17 protein-coding genes and 4 tRNA genes are annotated in these 17,562 nt (G+C 63.3%); 15 read left to right on the plus strand and 6 right to left on the minus strand.

From position 1 onward, the window contains the following. The 5 genes from rny to hflX form a co-directional block, all read left to right on the plus strand. Positions 1-1,401 (plus strand): ribonuclease Y (rny, locus tag GWP04_08760; GenBank protein ID NIA25648.1); only part of this gene is annotated, 1,401 nt, incomplete at its 5' end. After that, positions 1,398-2,774 carry a tRNA (N6-isopentenyl adenosine(37)-C2)-methylthiotransferase MiaB gene (miaB, locus tag GWP04_08765; protein ID NIA25649.1) on the plus strand — a complete coding sequence of 459 codons (1,377 nt, stop codon included), beginning with the start codon at positions 1,398-1,400 and terminating at the stop codon, positions 2,772-2,774. The genes rny and miaB, both read left to right, overlap by 4 nt. Before the next feature lie 41 nt (positions 2,775-2,815). Next, on the plus strand, positions 2,816-3,667 hold the full coding sequence (miaA, locus tag GWP04_08770) for a tRNA (adenosine(37)-N6)-dimethylallyltransferase MiaA (GenBank protein NIA25650.1): 852 nt from the start codon (positions 2,816-2,818) through the stop codon (positions 3,665-3,667). Further along, positions 3,664-4,413: a diaminopimelate epimerase gene (dapF, locus tag GWP04_08775; GenBank protein NIA25651.1), complete on the plus strand. Its 750-nt coding sequence runs from the start codon at positions 3,664-3,666 to the stop codon at positions 4,411-4,413. The genes miaA and dapF overlap by 4 nt, the downstream gene beginning before the upstream one ends. Beyond that, the gene (hflX, locus tag GWP04_08780) at positions 4,406-5,629 is read left to right on the plus strand and encodes a GTPase HflX (protein NIA25652.1); all 1,224 of its coding nucleotides are present in this window, start codon (positions 4,406-4,408) and stop codon (positions 5,627-5,629) included. The genes dapF and hflX overlap by 8 nt, the downstream gene beginning before the upstream one ends. A 15-nt stretch (positions 5,630-5,644) precedes the next feature. Here the strand turns inward: hflX and lexA are convergent, their stop codons facing one another. Continuing rightward, positions 5,645-6,265, minus strand: a complete 621-nt coding sequence (lexA, locus tag GWP04_08785) for a transcriptional repressor LexA (GenBank protein ID NIA25653.1) — start codon at positions 6,263-6,265, stop codon at positions 5,645-5,647. A 197-nt stretch (positions 6,266-6,462) separates the two neighbouring features. Between lexA and GWP04_08790 the strand changes: the two genes are divergently transcribed. After that, positions 6,463-6,744, plus strand: coding sequence for a LysM peptidoglycan-binding domain-containing protein (locus GWP04_08790; protein ID NIA25654.1), 282 nt, complete (start codon positions 6,463-6,465; stop codon positions 6,742-6,744). Positions 6,745-6,807: 63 nt separating this feature from the next. Then, entirely contained in the window at positions 6,808-7,260 is a 453-nt protein-coding gene (gene nrdR / locus GWP04_08795) for a transcriptional repressor NrdR (GenBank protein NIA25655.1), read from the plus strand. 7 nt (positions 7,261-7,267) lie between these two features. Here the strand turns inward: nrdR and GWP04_08800 are convergent, their stop codons facing one another. After that, positions 7,268-8,356 carry a hypothetical protein gene (locus GWP04_08800; GenBank protein NIA25656.1) on the minus strand — a complete coding sequence of 363 codons (1,089 nt, stop codon included), beginning with the start codon at positions 8,354-8,356 and terminating at the stop codon, positions 7,268-7,270. Positions 8,357-8,583: 227 nt separating this feature from the next. Between GWP04_08800 and GWP04_08805 the strand changes: the two genes are divergently transcribed. The 6 genes from GWP04_08805 to GWP04_08830 all read left to right on the plus strand — a co-directional run bounded on the left by GWP04_08805 (position 8,584) and on the right by GWP04_08830 (position 11,816). Next, on the plus strand, positions 8,584-9,012 hold the full coding sequence (locus GWP04_08805) for a dUTP diphosphatase (GenBank protein ID NIA25657.1): 429 nt from the start codon (positions 8,584-8,586) through the stop codon (positions 9,010-9,012). A 32-nt stretch (positions 9,013-9,044) separates the two neighbouring features. Next, positions 9,045-9,117, plus strand: a tRNA-Gly gene (locus GWP04_08810). A 39-nt stretch (positions 9,118-9,156) separates the two neighbouring features. After that, a tRNA-Cys gene (locus GWP04_08815) sits at positions 9,157-9,228 on the plus strand. A gap of 40 nt (positions 9,229-9,268) precedes the next feature. After that, positions 9,269-9,340 (plus strand) — tRNA-Val (locus tag GWP04_08820). 186 nt (positions 9,341-9,526) lie between these two features. Continuing rightward, positions 9,527-10,603: a glycosyltransferase gene (locus GWP04_08825; protein NIA25658.1), complete on the plus strand. Its 1,077-nt coding sequence runs from the start codon at positions 9,527-9,529 to the stop codon at positions 10,601-10,603. Then, entirely contained in the window at positions 10,593-11,816 is a 1,224-nt protein-coding gene (locus GWP04_08830) for a cellulase family glycosylhydrolase (protein NIA25659.1), read from the plus strand. The genes GWP04_08825 and GWP04_08830 overlap by 11 nt, the downstream gene beginning before the upstream one ends. A gap of 4 nt (positions 11,817-11,820) precedes the next feature. On the opposite strand, the gene GWP04_08835 is transcribed toward GWP04_08830, so the two are convergent. The 3 genes from GWP04_08835 to GWP04_08845 all read right to left on the minus strand — a co-directional run bounded on the left by GWP04_08835 (position 11,821) and on the right by GWP04_08845 (position 16,276). Next, entirely contained in the window at positions 11,821-13,284 is a 1,464-nt protein-coding gene (locus GWP04_08835) for a glycosidase (GenBank protein ID NIA25660.1), read from the minus strand. Between the two features lie 74 nt (positions 13,285-13,358). Next, positions 13,359-15,689: a glycosyltransferase gene (locus GWP04_08840; GenBank protein NIA25661.1), complete on the minus strand. Its 2,331-nt coding sequence runs from the start codon at positions 15,687-15,689 to the stop codon at positions 13,359-13,361. Between the two features lie 305 nt (positions 15,690-15,994). Next, on the minus strand, positions 15,995-16,276 hold the full coding sequence (locus tag GWP04_08845; protein ID NIA25662.1) for a hypothetical protein: 282 nt from the start codon (positions 16,274-16,276) through the stop codon (positions 15,995-15,997). Between the two features lie 420 nt (positions 16,277-16,696). Here GWP04_08845 and GWP04_08850 point away from each other — a divergent pair, with 420 nt between their 5' ends. Further along, the gene (locus tag GWP04_08850) at positions 16,697-17,092 is read left to right on the plus strand and encodes a hypothetical protein (GenBank protein NIA25663.1); all 396 of its coding nucleotides are present in this window, start codon (positions 16,697-16,699) and stop codon (positions 17,090-17,092) included. On the opposite strand, the gene GWP04_08855 is transcribed toward GWP04_08850, so the two are convergent. After that, positions 17,089-17,430 (minus strand): hypothetical protein, encoded by a 342-nt coding sequence (locus tag GWP04_08855; protein ID NIA25664.1) that lies wholly within the window; start codon positions 17,428-17,430, stop codon positions 17,089-17,091. The genes GWP04_08850 and GWP04_08855 overlap by 4 nt on opposite strands. 43 nt (positions 17,431-17,473) lie before the next feature. Between GWP04_08855 and GWP04_08860 the strand changes: the two genes are divergently transcribed. Further along, a tRNA-Val gene (locus GWP04_08860) sits at positions 17,474-17,545 on the plus strand. Positions 17,546-17,562: the final 17 nt, after the last annotated feature.

Genomic DNA, 17,562 nt, shown 5'->3' on the forward strand with positions numbered 1-17,562 from the left:
CGCATCGAGGCTCAGGAGATGCTGTCGCGAGGCGAGGACGAGGCGCGCGCAAAGGCTGATGCGTACCGTGAGCGTGAGGATGCCGCACTCGAACATCGGCGCATCGAGCTCAAGTCATCCGAGGAGCGCCTGTCACAGCGGGAGCAGACGCTCGAGCAACGAGCGGCCAATCTCGCCCAACGTGAGCAGATCCTGATCCGCCGCGAGAACGAGACGGCGGCCCTGCAAGCCGAGACGGGCAAGCTCCGTGAGCAGGCGAGGAGCGAGCTCGAGAGACTCGCGGGATTCGATGCCAACGCGGCGAAGGCCGATCTGCTTCATCAGGTTGAGGATGAAGCCAGACGGGAAGCCATGGTGCTGGTGCGCGACATGGAGATTCGGGCTCGGGAAGAGGCCGACCGCCGCGCTCGTCGAATCTTGGCGACTGCGATCCAGCGTCTGTCCTCAGAGGTGGTCACTGAATCGACCGTCTCGGTGGTCGAGCTTCCCAGCGACGAGATGAAGGGACGCATCATCGGTCGTGAGGGTCGCAACATTCGCGCCTTCGAGGCGATCACCGGTGTGAACTTGATCGTCGACGACACGCCGGAGGCCGTGTCCGTTTCCTCGTTCGACCCGGTACGTCGAGAGGTGGCACGTCTGGCGTTGGAGCGTCTCGTGCAGGACGGAAGGATTCATCCGGCTTCGATCGAAGAGATGTTCGAAAAGGCCAGTGCGGAAGTGGAAGAGTCGGTTCGCGATGCCGGCGAATGGGCACTCGTGGAGGTCGGTGTCTCGCGCGTCCACCCGGAACTCGTCACATTGCTGGGTCGGTTGAAGTACCGGACGTCGTATGGTCAGAACGTGCTCAAGCATCTGGTCGAATGTGCGCACCTGGCGGGGATGCTCGCCTCCGAACTCGGCATCGACCCCGTAGCGGTGAAACGCGCAGCGCTGTTGCACGATCTCGGTAAGGCCGTTACGCACGAAGTGGACGGCTCTCATGCACTGATCGGGGCCGAGATCGCACGCAGGTTCGGCGAGGACCCTGCGGTCGTCCACGGCATCGAGGCGCACCACAACGAGGTGGAACCGAGAACCGTGCTTGCAGTCGTCGTCCAGGCCGCCGACGCCGTCTCTGCTGCCCGTCCGGGGGCGCGTCGCGAAGCCTTGGAGTCGTATGTGCGGCGTCTCGAGAAGCTCGAGGAGCTCGCCTACGATTTCAGCGGCGTCGAGAAGGTCTTTGCGATGCAGGCGGGACGAGAGGTGAGGGTCGTCGTGGACCCCGGCAAGGTGGACGACCTGGGCGCATCCGATCTCGCCCGTCGTATCGCCAAGCGGCTCGAAGAGGATCTGCAGTATCCCGGCCAGATTCAGGTCACGGTAATTCGGGAGCTGCGCGTGAGTGACTACGCGCGATGAGTGAGACGGCCGTCGGGATGCCTGTTGTCGCCGATCGTGCACCGAAGCGTGCAGGAAAACGCTACGTGATCAAGACGTTCGGTTGCCAGATGAACGAGCACGACAGTGAGCGTGTCGCGGGCCTCTTCGAGGTCGACGGCATGGAACGGGCGTCCGACATCGATGACGCCGACGTGATCTTCGTCAACACGTGCACGATTCGTGAGAACGCAGACAACCGCCTCTACGGAAACCTGGGTCATCTGAAACAGTTCAAAGACGAGCACCCGGAGGCGACGCTCATCGTCGGCGGATGCGCAGCGCAGAAGGACCGGGATCTCGTTCGGGAGCGTGCACCGTGGGTGGATGTCGTGCTCGGGACCCACAATCTCGATCGTGTCCTCGATCTCATGGATGTCGCCGCCGTGAGCGGGGGAGTGACCGAGGTCGTCGATGAGCTCGAGACCATGCCTTCGCTGCTGCCCGTGCGGCGCCGGCACGCGCACTCCGCGTGGGTGACCATTCAAATCGGATGCAACAACACCTGTACGTTCTGCATCGTTCCGTCGGTGCGCGGTCACGAGATCAGCCGCCGTCCGGGAGACATCGTGGCGGAGATCGAGGAGCTGACGGCCGACGGGGTCGTGGAGGTGACGCTCCTCGGTCAGAACGTCAACACCTATGGCCGTGACCTCGCGCTCGATGGAAAGCGCAGGCCGATCTTTGCCGAGCTGCTTCGGCGAGTCGGCGAGATAGAAGGGATTCGTCGCATTCGGTTCACGAGCCCACACCCTGCGGACTTTCGAGAAGACGTTGCGGCCGCGATGGCGCAGACCGACGCGGTGTGCGATCAGCTCCATCTTCCCCTGCAGAGCGGCAGCGATCGCATCCTGTCTGCGATGCACCGCGGCTACAACGTGGAGCGTTTCCTGCAGCGCCTCGCTCTCGCTCGCTCCTACATCCCGAAGCTTGCGGTGTCGACCGACGTGATCGTCGGTTTTCCCGGTGAGACAGAGCAGGATTTCGATGGCACGATGAGCGTGATGGAGACAGCACGGTTCGATCAGGCCTTTACCTTCATCTTCTCGCCTCGCCCGGGAACTCCCGCAGCAGAGATGGAGGACCGGTTCGTGGATGCAGAAGTGGTGCACAGTCGCTACCAGCGGCTGATCGAACTTCAGAGCCGGATCGGTCTCGAAAAGAACTGTGCTCAAGTGGGTCGCGTGGTCGAGGTCCTCACCGAGGGCCCCTCGAAGAAGAACCCGGCGATGGCAACGACGCGAACCGCCGGGAACAGGGTGGTCCACATCCCGGGTGAATACCCTGCAGGGGAGTTCCTCAACGTGGAGATCACCGAGGCGGCTCTGCACCACCTCGTGGGGGTCGTACGCTGATCCTTGCCGTCCTCGGCCCGACCGCTTCGGGCAAAAGCGAGGTGGCGTTGCGCCTCGCAGAAGAGATCGGCGCGCAGATCCTCTCCATCGACTCGATGCAGGTGTATCGCGGGATGGATATCGGCACGGCAAAGGCCACTGCCGCCCAGCAGGCTCGCGTCCGACACCACATGGTGGATATCGTCGACCCGGAGGTGGATTTCAGCGTCGCCGAGTTTCAGAAGGCTGCCAGAGGAGTCCTGGAGAGAACCGAGCGCATCGTGGCGGTCGGAGGATCCGGGCTGCACTTTCGAGCCGTCGTGGACCCGATGACGTTCCCGCCGTCTGATGCGGCGCTTCGTGCCGAGCTGGAGGCACTCGACGAGCGTGGAGCGGCCGAGGCGCTGCTACAAGCCGACTCTGCGGCAGGGGCCCACGTCGATCTGGACAATCCGCGTAGAGTGATCAGAGCCTTGGAGATCCACCGGCTGACCGGCGAGACGCCAAGTGAACGAGCCCGCACACACGAGGCCGAGTCGGTGCGTTCCTACCAGGCGGCCTTCGAGTTCGCCGCCGTTGGCCTCGACCCCGGCCCGTCGCTGGCAGGTCGTGTGAGTCGACGGCTTGCCGGGATGCTCGACGCGGGTCTCCTCGAAGAGGTGAAGAGCCTTGCCCCACGGCTCGGGAGAACCGCCAGGCAGGCCGTCGGCTACAAGGAACTGCTGCCGGTCGTTCGCGGAGAGGAGACGCTCGAGGAGGGGATGGCTGCGGCAACGAAGGCGACGCTGCGGCTCGCGAAGCACCAGCGGACGTATTTCCGCCGCGATCCGAGGATCGTCTGGGTACCGTGGGACCAAGATCGGGACGTTCGGTATGCGCGTGTTCGTTCGGCGTTCGAGGAGGTGCTCGGTTGAGGTTCACGAAGATGGAGGGTCTCGGCAACGACTTCGTGGTTCTCCAAGGGCCACGGTCGGTCACCGCCGAGGACGTCAGGAAGTTCTGTGACCGCCGTAGGGGAGTGGGAGCGGACGGCGTGCTGGTCGTCTCGCTCATCGATGCGAACCGGGTCCGAATGCAGTATTGGAACGCGGACGGTTCACCGGCCGAACTCTGCGGCAACGGGTTGCGGTGTGTCGCGGCATTCGCGGTGGATCGTGCTCTCGTCGAAGGTCCGGAGTTGACGGTCGAGACAGCGGTGGGCCCTCGACGGGCAGAGGTCGGTGAAGAGGCGATCACCGTGGAACTCGGGACGACCCGGGTGGCTGACGAGAAGCGGCAAGTATCGGGAGAGACGGTGCGCGAAGTCACGGTCGGCAATCCGCACGCGGTCCTACATGTGCCGGATACATCCGAGGCGGCGGTCGCCACACTCGGGCCGAGCATCGAAGCGGCGTTCGACAACGGCGTGAACGTCGAGTTTCTCACCGTGCGCTCTCCCGGATTGTTGGAGCTGCGTGTATGGGAACGGGGGGTGGGGGAGACCCTTGCCTGCGGAACCGGGGCCGTGGCTGCCGCCGCGGCGGCGAGGGCGGATGGACTCACCGGTTCTGAGACCACGGTGCGCCTCCCGGGCGGCGACCTGAAGGTGGTTCTGGACACCGATACGACATGGATCACCGGTCCCGCAACGTTCGTGTACGAGGGGGAGTGGCGTGACTGAGCGGGCGCTGCTCGTATCGGTAACGACGAGCGGCCCGATCGACGCGTCCCTGGATGAGCTTGCACGTCTGGCGAACACTGCGGGGGCGACCGTCATCGACCGGGTGGTACAGCGCAGAGAGCGCCTGGACCCGGCGACGCTCATCGGGTCGGGAAGGCTCGCAAAGTTACGCGAGATGGTCGATGCGGAAGACATCGATGTCTTGATCTTCGATGGGGAGATCACCCCGGCGCAGGAGCGGAATCTGAGCGCCGCACTCGACGTGCGCGTGCTGGATCGAACCGCACTGATTCTCGACATATTCGCCTTGCATGCCAATAGCAGCGAGGGACGGCTCCAGGTGGAACTGGCCCAACTCCAGTACCTGCTGCCCCGGTTGCGAGGGCGGGGCATCGAGTTGTCGCGTCTCGGTGGAGGCATCGGGACGCGCGGTCCCGGTGAGACACAGCTCGAGACGGATCGACGGCGGATCGCGAGGAGAGTGTCGAAACTGCGAAGGGATCTCGAGGGCCTCGAACGCACGAGGCTGGTCAAGCGGGACCAGCGCAGACAGCAAGGAATCCCCATCGTGTCGCTGGTCGGGTACACGAACGCCGGCAAGTCGAGCCTGCTGAATGCACTGACCGGATCCTCGGTACTCGTGGAGGATCAGCTCTTCGCAACCCTTGATCCGGCGACTCGCAGGTGCACTCTCCCCGGGGGGAGGGAGCTGTTGATCACCGACACGGTCGGGTTCATCCAGCGGCTGCCCCACCAGCTCGTAGAGGCGTTCACGTCGACGCTGGAGCTGGTTGCAGAGTCCGACCTCCTGCTGCATCTGGTCGACGTGACCGGCGAGGAGGTGGATGCTCAGATCGACGCGGTCCGAGCGGTGCTGGAAGAGATCGGAGCGGCACAGATCCCCGAGGTGCTCATCGGAACGAAGGCGGATGTCGCGACTCCTCAACACCGCAAACGGTTCCTCTCGGGTCATGACGGCTCTCTGGTCGTATCTTCTGTCAGCGGTGAGGGGATCGATGAGCTCACCGACCGTGTCTGGGAGCTGGTGTCCCAACAGTTCTCGGAACTCGAGGTCATCGTGCCATTTGGAGCAGAGGTCGAGCGTCTCCATCGTGTGGCGGATGTTCTGGAGGAGGAATACCGTTCCGACGGTGTGCATCTCAAGGTGAGGCTCTCGCGCGGTGAAGCCGACAGGGTGCGCCGTTACGCAGTGTGAGCACTCCGGGCAGGTTCAGCGGATGGTGCGCAGTACGGCGACGACCTTTCCGAGGATCTGGATCCCTTCGGTGAACACCATCTCTTCATAGGCCGGGTTCTCGGGGATGAGCACGACTCGCCCGGCACGGCGGGAAAACCGCTTGACGGTGGCTTCTTCTCCGTCGACGAGTGCGGCGACGATCTCTCCGTTGTTGGCTACGTTCTGGCTCCGGACGACGACGTAGTCGCCATCGAGGATGCCGGCGCCGCTCATCGAATCGCCGCTGACCGTGAGCAGGAAGACGGGGCCCTGGCCGGTGAACTCGGTGGGGAGGGTGAGGACTTCTTCGATCTGTTCCTCTGCCAGGATGGGCGCGCCTGCCGCGATTCTGCCGATGAGTGGGACGTCGCGTGTGCTCGACCGGTGCAGAGACGGGACGCCCGGCTCGATGACTTCGATGGCGCGCGGTTTCGTAGGATCACGGCGCAGGTATCCGGCTCGCACCAGCGATGAGAGATGGCTGTGCACCGTGGAAGGGGAGCGCAGACCGAGCGCATCGCCGATCTCGCGCACCGACGGGGGATATCCGCGATCGGCGACGGTCGTGCGGATGAGATCGAGAATCTCCCGTTGTCTGTCGGTCAGGTCCTCCATGTGCTCCTCCTCGAACGTACGTTCCCACCCTAGCTGTCGCGCACACCGGATCCAAACATACGTTCGCCCTTGACGCCGAACGTATGTTCGATATACTTGGCACCGAACAGGTGTTCGGTTGCTTTTCTGTCACTGCCAACTCGTAGCGTGACAGGGGGTGGGAGATCCGCCCGAGCGAGACAGAGGAGGAAGTAGACATGGCGACACGTACCAACACCCTTCCGAGGGCTGCGGTTCTCCTCATAGCGGTCGTCGTGTTCTTCCTCCTTCTCGCTTCCGCCGTTGGCGCTCAGAACAAGGGGGTTCCGACCGCACAGCATCGGATCGTCGGCGGGGAGACGCTCTGGAGCATTGCCGGCACGGTGACGCCCGAGGGCGGCGACGTGCGCGTGACGGTGTCCGAGATACGGCGGCTGAACCAGCTTGGGAGAACCACGATCTATCCGGGTGATGTACTGATCGTTCCCGCGGCGGGCTGAACGGCGGTGTGCGGGCGGTTTCGTTGTGGCGCAGTTCGGCGACTCGGGTACGCTGGCAGAGATATGCAGTGTCCGTTCTGTGCCTCCGAAGACACGCGGGTCATCGACAGTCGACCCGTGGACGAAGGGTCCGCCATTCGGCGGCGCAGAGAGTGCGTGTCCTGTGGCAATCGCTTCACGACCTATGAGCGTGCCGACATCCCTCTGATCGTGCGCAAGCGTGACGGCAGGTTCGAGCCGTTCGAGATCGACAAGGTGCGTGCCGGTCTGCACAGTGCCCTCGCCGACCGGCCGGTCGAGGCCAAGCGTCTCGAGCGAATGCTCATCCAGATTCGAGACGATGCGAGAGCACAAGGCCGTGTCGTGTCGTCCGACGACATCGGACGGGCGGTCTTGGAGCATCTGGCAGTGATCGATCACGTGGCGTATCTGCGGTTCGCGAGCGTCTACAAGGAGTTCGAGGGAACCGGAGACTTCGAACGCGAGATGGCCGAACTGGAACGCCGCGAAGGTTGAGGGGTGGTCAGTCGAGCTGACCGGAGATCTTGTCCAGCTGGATCTGCAACGTACCGAGTTGCGTCTCGGCCCAGTCGTTCAGCGTGGAGAGGGGCGCCTCGATACCCGCATCGAGCGCAGCGATCCTTTGCCGGATCTCCTGGATGAGCTGACCAGCGGTTGCTTCGTCACCTGTTCTCAAGGCGTCGAGGTACTCGACTTGCCAGTCATCGAGGCGGAGTGCGAGCTGCTGGGATGCCAAGAGGTGATTGGCGAAGAAGGGTTCCTTGGGAAGTTGCTGAACGGCCTCCTGGGTGTCGGTGACGGCGAGACCCAACGCGACTCCGAGGGTCGCGATCTCCTGTTGTGACGCGGTCGTGACGAGTGGGGGAAGCCGGAACGCCTTCCTGAACACGAGCCGGTAGCTCAACGCGTCGCCGAGGCGCCGTTCCAGGGTCAGGCCGATCTCCGACGCGGTCGCCATGGCACGACGTGTCGGGGTGAGCGCTTCGAGCGAGGAGCGCGAGATGAGTGGCAGCATGGAGGGGAGAGGATCGGCTGCCACCTCGAAGAGCCGGCGGGCAGTCTCGTCGAGCTTCGAAAGTGAAACCGCAGCATCGGCCAGTTGTGCCGTGTCGGCATCGATGTCGGTGACGATGCCGATTGTCTGTCGAGCCTCAGGTAGCTGGTTCTCAAACGCGGCGGTGGCACTCGAGTAGGAGGCTGTTGCGGTGGCCGCGGCACGTTCGGGCATGCTGCTCGCCCAACGAATGATCGACAAACCTGCGAACAGCAGCACGAGCGAAGAGATCACGATGGGCCATCGAAAGGTTCGGCCCGACGCTGCCAGAGAGTCGAACGATTCCGGCTTCCAGTCCGCAGGGGGAGTGGTGGACTCCGTTGCGGCCCAGAGTCGCGTGACCAGCGCTCCGGTGTCCCCGGCAGCGTCGGTGGGACGTCGCATCTCGTTCAGTGCGGGGAGCCCTGGCAGGGGTTCGGGTTCGGGTTTGGGAAGCACGGCGGTGGCAGCAGGTCGCAAGGGCGGCGACTCGGAGAAACCGAACATCTCGATGAGCGTGGAGTCGTATGCGATCGGGGGTTCGACAGGTGTCGGCAAGGGGCGAGGTCTGGCGGCTGTGGGGGCGGTGACGCGTTGCCGAGGACGGGCGTTTCGTCGGCTGGAGGGGGCTCGGTGCTTGCCACCGCGGCGACGTTCCACCGGGTGACCTTCGGGACAGGATCCACCGGGGTGGATGAGGACCTGGCGCTTACACGTTGTACAGTAGGCGTATGGCACGCGACACTCCGTTGTGTGCCTCCGCCCGCTGAAAGCCCTTACTCGTTATGCAGGTTAGCTTCACGAGACTGGATAGGGAACTACCTGCACCCCGTCGTGCCCATCCGGGAGATGCGGGGGTTGATCTGTGCGCACGTGAGGGTCTGGTGCTGGCACCGGGGGAGCGGGCACTCGTCCCGACCGGGATCGCCGTCGCCGTGCCTGATGGCTCCGCCGGCCTGGTGGTACCGCGAAGCGGATTGGCGGCGCGCCACGGGATCGGCGTCGTGAACGGGCCCGGTCTGATCGATGCCGGCTACCGGGGTGAGGTGAAGGTCATTCTGATCAACCACGGCTCGGAACCGCTCGAAATCAAACGGGGAGAGCGGATCGCACAGCTCGTCGTGGTGCCGGTCTTTGTCGGAGAATTGGTCGAGGTTGATGAGCTGCCCGGGACAAAACGAGGCGGTGGAGGCTTTGGTTCGACAGGTCGGTGAGGGTCCAGGGAACCGCTACACTACCGGCCCACGCGGAAGTAGCTCAGCTGGTAGAGCGCAACCTTGCCAAGGTTGAGGTCGCGGGTTCGAGCCCCGTCTTCCGCTCTCCTGGGGCGGCGAGAGTCGCCTCCGGCTGTGAGGTACGGCGACGTGGCCGAGTGGTTTAGGCACGGGTCTGCAAAACCCGGTACACCGGTTCGATTCCGGTCGTCGCCTCGAGGAGTCCCCCCAGATGCGGGGGTATACTCGCCGGCACGGGCGCTTAGCTCAGGGGGAGAGCGCTTCCCTGACGCGGAAGAGGTCAGAGGTTCAAATCCTCTAGCGCCCACGAGCGAAGTCCCCTTGTGACCCAAGGGGACTTCGTGTGTTCAGAGGCAAGTCCGGCCATCACCGGTCCATGAAACCTTCTCGACCGGGTTCTGTCCCTCGCGACACGACGTTGCCGAAGAAAGAACCCTGACCTTTGGGCGGACTGTGGCAAACGGTGTAGGGCCGGAGCTACTCTCGGCGCCTGATGTCGTCTCCGGTCCTCGCATCCAACCGGCTCCGCGTGGCGGTGCTTGCCCCGATCTCCTGGCGTGTGCCCCCGCGTCACTACGGGCCATGGGAGCAGTTCGCTTCCCTGCTCACCGAGGGGCTGGTCGGCCGGGGAGTCGACGTCACTCTGTTCGCCACGGCCGATTCGGTGACCGAAGCGCGCTTGGTGGGGACCGCTCCGACCGGATACTCGGAGGATGCAGGGTTGGACCCGAAGGTCTGGGAGGGTCTGCACATCTCGGCGGTGTTCGAGCGGGCCGAAGAGTTCGATGTGATCCACAACAGCTTCGATTTCTTGCCGCTCACCTACAGCGGTCTGGTCGACACGCCGGTCGTCACCACCATTCACGGATTCTCGTCTGAGCGGATCGTGCCTGTCTACGAGAAGTACAACGACCGTGGTTACTACGTGGCGATCAGCGACGCGGACCGGCATGAGAAGCTCGACTACGTGGCCACGATCTACCACGGCATCGACATGGGTGCGTTTGCAGTGGGGTCGGGGCGGCGCGACTATTTGTTGTTCTTCGGGAGGATTCATCCCGACAAAGGGACCGCCGAGGCCATCGAGGTGGCCGAACGAGCCGGCGTGCCTCTGGTCATCGCCGGGATCATCCAGGATCAGGATTACTTCGATCGGTTCGTGAAACCCCGTGTGGATGGAGTGCGAGTCACGTATGTCGGTCCGGTGGGTCCCCAGACGCGTGGGAAGGTGCTGGGCGGTGCCCGGGCGCTCCTGCACCTCATCGACTTCGACGAGCCGTTCGGTTTCAGTGTCGTCGAGGCGATGGCCTGCGGGACACCGGTGATCGCCCACGCGCGAGGGTCGATGCCCGAGCTCATTCGTGAGGGTGAGAGCGGGTTCCTGGTGAGTTCTGTCGATGAGGCCGTCGCAGCCGTGCGCGCCTCGGCTCGCTTGGATCGGATGGACGTGCGCTCGTCGGTCGAGCATCGTTTCGACGTGAACCGGATGATCGACGAATACCTGGCCGTCTATCTGCTCGTCGTGGGGCACCACCGGGAGCGACGGGCAAGAGGAAGCAATGTCCGCTGAATCAGAATCGTCGGATCGGAGCGAACCGTTTCGGGTGGGTGTCAACTACTGGCCGGCTCGTACCGCGATGGGATGGTGGACAGACTTCGACGCCGCGGAAGTTGGCACCGACTTCACACGGATTGCCGACGCCGGCTTCGACTCGGTACGGGTGTTCCTGACCTGGGAGGATTTCCAGCCGGTCCCGAAGAGCGTGAATGTTGGGATGCTGGATCGGCTGATCACGGTGGCGGACCTGGCCGCAGGAGAGGGTCTGGCCGTCATGCCCACGCTCTTCACCGGTCACATGAGCGGGGTGAACTGGATCCCGGCGTGGGCGCTTGGGGGATCCGAAGGCAACGGCCGGTTCCGGGTGGTGTCAGGGGGAAGACTCACCGGAGCCGGTTTGCGAAACTGGTACACCGATCCAGAGATCGGTCGGGCACAGGCGCTGTTGGCGGGAGAGGCGGCGGCTGCGCTGGCCGGTCACGATGCCGTGTTGGCGTGGGACCTCGGCAACGAGAACTCGAACTGCGTGATACCACCGAGCCGGTCGTCGGCCCGGGACTGGCTACGGCGAATGACCGCGGCGATCCGTGCGGTCGATCCGGCGGTTCTCGTCACGATCGGCTTACACATGGAGGACCTGGAAGAGGATCGCATGCTCGGTCCGGGGGAGGCCGTGGACGTCTGCGATATCCTTACGATGCACGGGTATCCGATCTACGCTCGGTGGGCGGAGGGTCCTACGGATGAGCACGTGTTGCCCTTCCTGGCCCATCTGACCCGCTGGCTGGGAAAAGGCCACGACGTTCTCTTTTCCGAGTTCGGCCTGCCAACCTACCGTCGGGCCGATCCGGATGGGGAGCGAGCCCGGCGTGAGAGCTCCTGCGCACTCGTCGAAGAGGAGACCGCGGCCACCTTCGCGAAACGAGCCCTGTCCGCTCTGCAGGAAGCGGGCTGCACTGGTGCCATGTTTTGGTGCTACACGGACTACGTCCCGGCCATCTGGGCCAATCGGCCTCTCGACGTTGCGGTGCACGAGCGTTCGTTCGGGCTGTGGCGCGCCGACGGGTCACCCAAGCCGGCCGTGAAGGTGGTGAAGGCGTTCGCCGGCATCGACACCGTTGCCGCTCCTGACGACTACGAGTGGATCGATATCGAACCGAAGGAGTTCCTCGCTCTCCCTCGTATGCACCTTCCGCGTCTCTACCGTCGCTATCGAAGGACTTGAGCGACTACTTCTCCGTGAGCCGTGTGAGCAGATCGTCGAGCGACACCGCGATAATGCCGGCTCCGACGTCCGAGAAGCCGTAGGGAAGCACGAGGTCGTTGCCGTGGATTATGCCTCCACACGAGTACACGACGTTGGGAACGTACCCGTCGCGTTCGTTCTCGTTTGGTTCTAACAGCGGCTCGTCCAGGTGACCGATGACCCGGTAGGGATCTTGGGTATCGAGCAGGATGGCTCCGATCGTGTAACGGCGGAGCGGTCCCACACCATGGGTGAGTACCAACCATCCGGCCTCGGTCTCCAGCGGCGAACCGCAGTTGCCGAGTTGCATGAGTTCCCACGGTCGCTCGGGTTCCTGAATCTTCTCGGTCTCGAACCAGAACCGCACACTGTCCGACATCATGAGGTAGTTGTTCTCGTTGTCGTGCCGGGCGAGAGCCGCGTAGCGGCCGTCGATCATCCGGGGGAAGAGCGCAATGCCCTTGTTCTGGGCGCAGGGTCCATTGAGGGTGGCGATCCGAAACGTGACAAAATCCGGGGTCTCGATGAGCTGTGGCAGGATCTGGAAGCCGTTGAACGCCGTATAGGTCCCGTAGTAGAGCACCGAGCCGTCGACGTTCGTGAACCGGACGAAACGGGCGTCTTCCATGCCGTGGCTCTCGGTCGGTCCGGTCGGAAAGAGCACTCGTTCCGAGATCTGCGACTCTTTCGCGAAGGTGGTCTCGTAGTTCGAAGCGGCCAGCCAATGGATCGTCTGCGTCGTCAGTGCCGAGATCGACTGGCGAATTCCCTGCTGGTCGAGATACCGAATGGAGGCCTCGAGCTCTTCGAGCGTGAACTGTGGGGGGAGTGGGTCGAGGACGCGGCTTGCGATCTCGTTGAAAGTGCCCATCTCCTCGAGCTTTGTGCGGAAGATCTGGTTGTCGTAGATCGGGGCGCTGCGGTGTCCGGTGGCCGTGTAGCGGGTGGGCTCATCGACGGTGATGTTTGTCTGCGAGTTGATCACGCCCGAGCGGAACTCGATGGAAGAGATATGACCCTCTCCGACCGCCCGCAAGCTCATCACAAAACGCTGTTCTCCGGGTTTGAGGCCGGATTGGTCGGGTGCGGGGACGAGTGACGGGTTGTCGAGGCCTGCCGCTTCGATCGAATACTCGTGAGTGAAGTAGGCGCCGATGAGGTGCCGGCGGTCCTGGGAGAGGTCATCCGGGTCGTCGATGTGGTGGGCCACGATCTCGAAGTTCTGTTCGAGGGTGGCGGTCAGGTTCCTGTGTCGGTGTGCGAACTGGTCTCGTGTGGTCCTGAGAGTCGACACCACCTCGGCTTCCGGCATGGCCAGGATCCGCTCGATGACGAGCGCGGCCCGTGATTGTCCGTCCGGAAAGATGCGCTCACCCGGTATGAATGGCTTGCTGATCACGCGACTCGGATCGGGGGTGAAGTGCACCGCGGTTCGCGTGACGGGAATTGGGTTCATGTACTGGTTTGCTTGCTTCTGACGGTCCGCGTCATGTGTTGAACCTTGGAACGCGGAACCAGAGCCTAGGCGACTGGGGCGATCAAGTCACGGATCGTGCAACCGGCGCACCTTGGTCCACCAACCAGTTCTGCTTGTTGAAGCGCGGCCAGGGCGGCCAGCGTGGACTCGGCTCCCTGGTTCAGGTTGATGTGATTCGGACCCAGGCCATCGCCGCATCCCCCGGTTTGCGGGTCGTAGAGAGCCGCCCCGGTGTCGTTGGCACCCATGAACCAGCGAGCCGCCCGTTCGACGCGTTCCTTCCACCGACTCTCCCCGGTCAGGAACCACGCCCGGCTGCACGCATCGGCCATGGCAGCCGCCTCCAGGGGCTGCTGGTCAAAGCCCGGCCGAGGCTCATCCGGCGCCCATCCGCCCACCGGGGTGAAACTGAAGTGGCCGTCGAGCGTTTCCGTGGCCACCAGCCATTCGAGCAGGTGGAGGCCGGCATCGACAAGACCGTCGTCGGGGAGCAGTGACCCTGCGGCGATAAGAGCCTCCGGCAGGCGAGCGTTGTCGTAAGCGAGCCGTTCTTCCGGCCATGGCCAGCGGGTATCATTCGGCAGGAGGAGACGGTCGGCGCATTGCTCCAGAATATGGCGAGCGTGGCGATGGTCGGGTGATGAGAGCAACACCTCGGTTGCTCCCAGTACGGCGAACGAGTTCGCTCGTGGAGAGGGCGAGTGGAAACCTCGTTGTCTGTCGAACATGGCCAATCCAACTTCGCGCATCCATGATGCCGGGCCGCGATGGGCCACAGATCCCAGTGCCCAGAGAGCCCGTCCCTGGGAGTCGCCGGAACCCACCTCGTCCGCCCAGGATCCGTCTGGGTTGCGGCGGTTGTGGAAGCCGCCATCGGGCAGTTGAGCGTGCTGGAGGAATGCAAGATAGATCTTGGCCAGCTCGACGAGATCCCGTGACGGGCTCGGCCGGCGACTGATGACGATCAGTGCCCGGGCGTTGTCGTCGGTGCAGTAGCCGTGCTCGGTGCGCGGGACCGTGTAGCGAGCGTGCTCCCAGAGGCCCAGCCGATCGGTCATCCGTCGCAGATGATCGAAACGAGGAGCCGGTAGAGGACCGGCGAGGCTCTGGCCGGGCGCAGAGTCCGATCGCACGGAGTGCTCTCCCGACGTGAGGTGACTGAACGAGACTCCAACCGTCGATGACGGGGCATTCACGATCTCGAGCGGACGTTCGGCTGTGGTGAGAGTCTGGGCCGCCAGGTGCCGTGTGGCCAGCTTGGTCGCCAAGCGATCGTATTGGCGGGCGATCGTGGGCCAGAAGAGGGTCGAACCTATGAGGCGTGCCTTCCAGGTCATTCGGGCTGCCAAGGAACGATGGGTCAACACCCTTCTGAGGGCGGCCGCCAGCGCGGTCGGATCGTGGTGTGGAACGACGATCCCGGCACCGGTACCCAGGAGTTCGACGGCGTGGGGGAAGGCGGTTGCGACAACCGGCTTCCCTGCCGCGATAGCTTCCACCAGTACACCCGATGTGACCTGCTGGGTGGACTCGTAGGGAAGCACGACCAGATCGGCTTGACGGACTGCGATGGCAAGCGTGTCGGTGTCGGGATACCGGGTGTCGAACTGGACGACATCATCCAGTCCGAGATCATGGACCTGGGCGGCGAGCCCTTTGAAGTACGCATCGCCCTGGGAGGCGCGGATCTTGGGATGCATCTCGCCGAGAATGACGTAGCGGGGAAGGGGACGAAGGTCTCGAAGGCTCGCGAAGGCATCGATCGCCGTCTCCAAACCCTTGCCCGGCCCTATGAGGCCCCACGTAAGTACCACAGGTCGGGTCCCGTTCGCCAAGGACGGGCCACCCAGATCGACTGTCGCTCCGTGTGGGATCATTCGCACCTTTGCCGGGTCGACCCGGTAGCCGTTGATGAGCCGCCGTCTGGCAGTATGGCTCATCACGATCGCCCATTCCGTCATGGCAACGACCTGTTCCAGGATCGACCGTTGGTTGGGTCTGGGTTGGCTGAGCACGGTGTGGAGCGTGACGATTGCCGGGGCTTCGAGGCCTGAGAGCAGGTCGAGGACCTCGCTGCCGTCGGGTCCGGCGTAGATCCCATACTCGTGTTGGACAAACGCCACGTCGAAGGAGTTCAGTGCTTCGATCGCACTTCGCAAGGACGTATGGTCGCCGTTGAGATGTTCGTACACGACTTCTGGTCGGGTCTTGTCGAGCCGCTCGTCCACCAAGCTCACGACGCCGAGCCCTTCGTCTGAGCCGCGTGTGTCCGCAATGGCGCCGCGCAAGGCGGCCGTGAATGTCGCCAACCCGCACTGTGTGGGTGGATAGGTACTCAAGAATCCGATTGAGGGGAGTTCTCTGTCGCGCCTCATGAAATCCCACTTTCTGAAAGGCTTGCCGATCGGGCCGGTGTCTGATGTCACAACAGTCGCTCATGCGGGCGGAGAGAATGAACTCTCGGGAAGTCCGTGCGAACAATGAGGAGCTGAGGCTGGGTCCGTTTTCAAGGTGAAGTTTACAGCAATGCTCCGGACTATCGATAACCAAGGTCACCTTTGCAGGCCGGCATGTACCAGCGAAAAGTCCCAGTTCATTGGGGGTGTACGGCTGTCCGAGAATTGGAGTATCGGTGGCGGATCAGCCGGGATTGGTCTGCGGACATGTTCGCCGGCGTAGGTCAGATCCCGGGCGTGCCCCGATCCTGGAAAGGAGACGTGTCGGAGTCGTCGAGACGGCCCGACTCGTTGTCGACCGAGCGGAACTCACCAGTACGGGTCTCTTGGATCGCGTAGTCGATCCTCGGATCGTAGATCTTGGTGATTCCCTCAGGTCCTCGCTTGCTTCGATAGGTGATCCAGCCGCGGCGGTCCGCCCAAACGGCGAGGGTGTGCATGCCGTAGAGCGCTCCTGCCAGGAGTGCCATGGCCAAGAGGACGATGGCGGCGTAGATCCATCCCATGAACACAGTATGGCCGGTCTGTTTATCGAGCGGTTTGAACCGAGCCAAATAGCGAACGTGTCTCCGAGACCCTTGGCAAGTCCACCGAGAGCATGGGCGATGCCGCCTGCTCTTCCTTCGAGGAAACTTGCGGGTTGTTCAAAGAGGGATCCGGGAAGCCTGTCTTTGGGAAAACCAGGGACTGTTTCAACTGCCTGCAGCGCCTTGTCCGTGGGAATACCCACCATTTGCGATACGAGCTTCGTGATCTCATCCGTGGAGTCACCTTTTGGGATGGCAGAGCACCTGCCGTGCGGATGATTGGAGTCCTGAGAACAGAGTCTGCGGAGAGGTATTGGTGTCACCATTGTGCACCGATGGTCTCGCCAACGCCCCCGTGATGTGGCAGGATGCAGTTAGGCAAGCTGAGGAGGACTGACAATGGCGATGTCGGAGGAGCACAAGGCGGCGTTAGCTCAGGGTCGGAGAGAGAGCCGGATGGTCAAAGGGTATCTCGAGGCACTCGGAAGCCGCCGTCCTGGTCGGCCCATTACGCGCGAATCGTTGCAGCGTAAGCTCGACAATTTGGACGGCAAGATCGCAGTCGAAGAGGACCCTTTGAGGAAGGTCGAACTCATCCAGCAGCGTATCGAGGCCGAGCAGGCGCTCAGTGCGGTATCCGAGTCTGCCGATGTGGCCGTTTTTGAGGCAGGGTTCATCGAGGTGGCGAAGAGTTACTCGGAGAGAAAAGGGATCAGTTATTCGGCCTGGCGGCAGATTGGCGTTCCGGCCGATGTGCTGCGAAAGGCGGGAGTTCCGCGTACGCGCAGGACCTAATCCCACCCGAGTTCATGGAGGCGACGCTCGTCGAAGCCGAGATGGTGCGCGATCTCGTGCAGCACTGTCATTCTGATTTCGGCTCGCAGGTCTGAACCTGAAAGTCCCAGTTCGAGATGGGGCCGGCGGAAGATCGTGATCTTGTCCGGGAGGTATCCCGAGTAGTCGATGCCGCGCTCGGCCAGGGAGACACCTTCGTAGAGTCCGAGAAGGCCTGTTTCGTTCCCCGGGGGTCGTTCCTCCACGACGACGGCCAGATTCTCGATCTGGTCGAGAATGTCCTCGGGGATCTCGTCGAGGGCAGCGTCGACGACGGATTCGAATTCTGCTCGTGACATCGGTGTTGGAGCCTGGTGCATGGTAGGTAGTATGCCTCGGCACGGGCGCTTAGCTCAGCGGGAGAGCGCTGCCTTCACACGGCAGAGGTCACTGGTTCGATCCCAGTAGCGCCCACGGCCGGGATCCCTTGT

The organism is Gammaproteobacteria bacterium (assembly GCA_011682695.1).
GTDB lineage: Bacteria > Actinomycetota > Acidimicrobiia > Spongiisociales > UBA4744 > BMS3Bbin01.

Bases quoted from the DNA above. Each gene is read 5' to 3' on its own strand.
- miaB (NIA25649.1), top strand. From the start codon at position 1,398: ATGAGTGAGACGGCCGTCGGGATGCCTGTTGTCGCCGATCGTGCACCG.
- lexA (NIA25653.1), bottom strand. From the start codon at position 6,265: ATGGAGGACCTGACCGACAGACAACGGGAGATTCTCGATCTCATCCGC.
- GWP04_08790 (NIA25654.1), top strand. From the start codon at position 6,463: ATGGCGACACGTACCAACACCCTTCCGAGGGCTGCGGTTCTCCTCATA.
- nrdR (NIA25655.1), top strand. From the start codon at position 6,808: ATGCAGTGTCCGTTCTGTGCCTCCGAAGACACGCGGGTCATCGACAGT.
- GWP04_08805 (NIA25657.1), top strand. From the start codon at position 8,584: ATGCAGGTTAGCTTCACGAGACTGGATAGGGAACTACCTGCACCCCGT.
- GWP04_08825 (NIA25658.1), top strand. From the start codon at position 9,527: ATGTCGTCTCCGGTCCTCGCATCCAACCGGCTCCGCGTGGCGGTGCTT.
- GWP04_08830 (NIA25659.1), top strand. From the start codon at position 10,593: ATGTCCGCTGAATCAGAATCGTCGGATCGGAGCGAACCGTTTCGGGTG.
- GWP04_08840 (NIA25661.1), bottom strand. From the start codon at position 15,689: ATGAGGCGCGACAGAGAACTCCCCTCAATCGGATTCTTGAGTACCTAT.
- GWP04_08845 (NIA25662.1), bottom strand. From the start codon at position 16,276: ATGGGATGGATCTACGCCGCCATCGTCCTCTTGGCCATGGCACTCCTG.
- GWP04_08850 (NIA25663.1), top strand. From the start codon at position 16,697: ATGGCGATGTCGGAGGAGCACAAGGCGGCGTTAGCTCAGGGTCGGAGA.
- GWP04_08855 (NIA25664.1), bottom strand. From the start codon at position 17,430: ATGTCACGAGCAGAATTCGAATCCGTCGTCGACGCTGCCCTCGACGAG.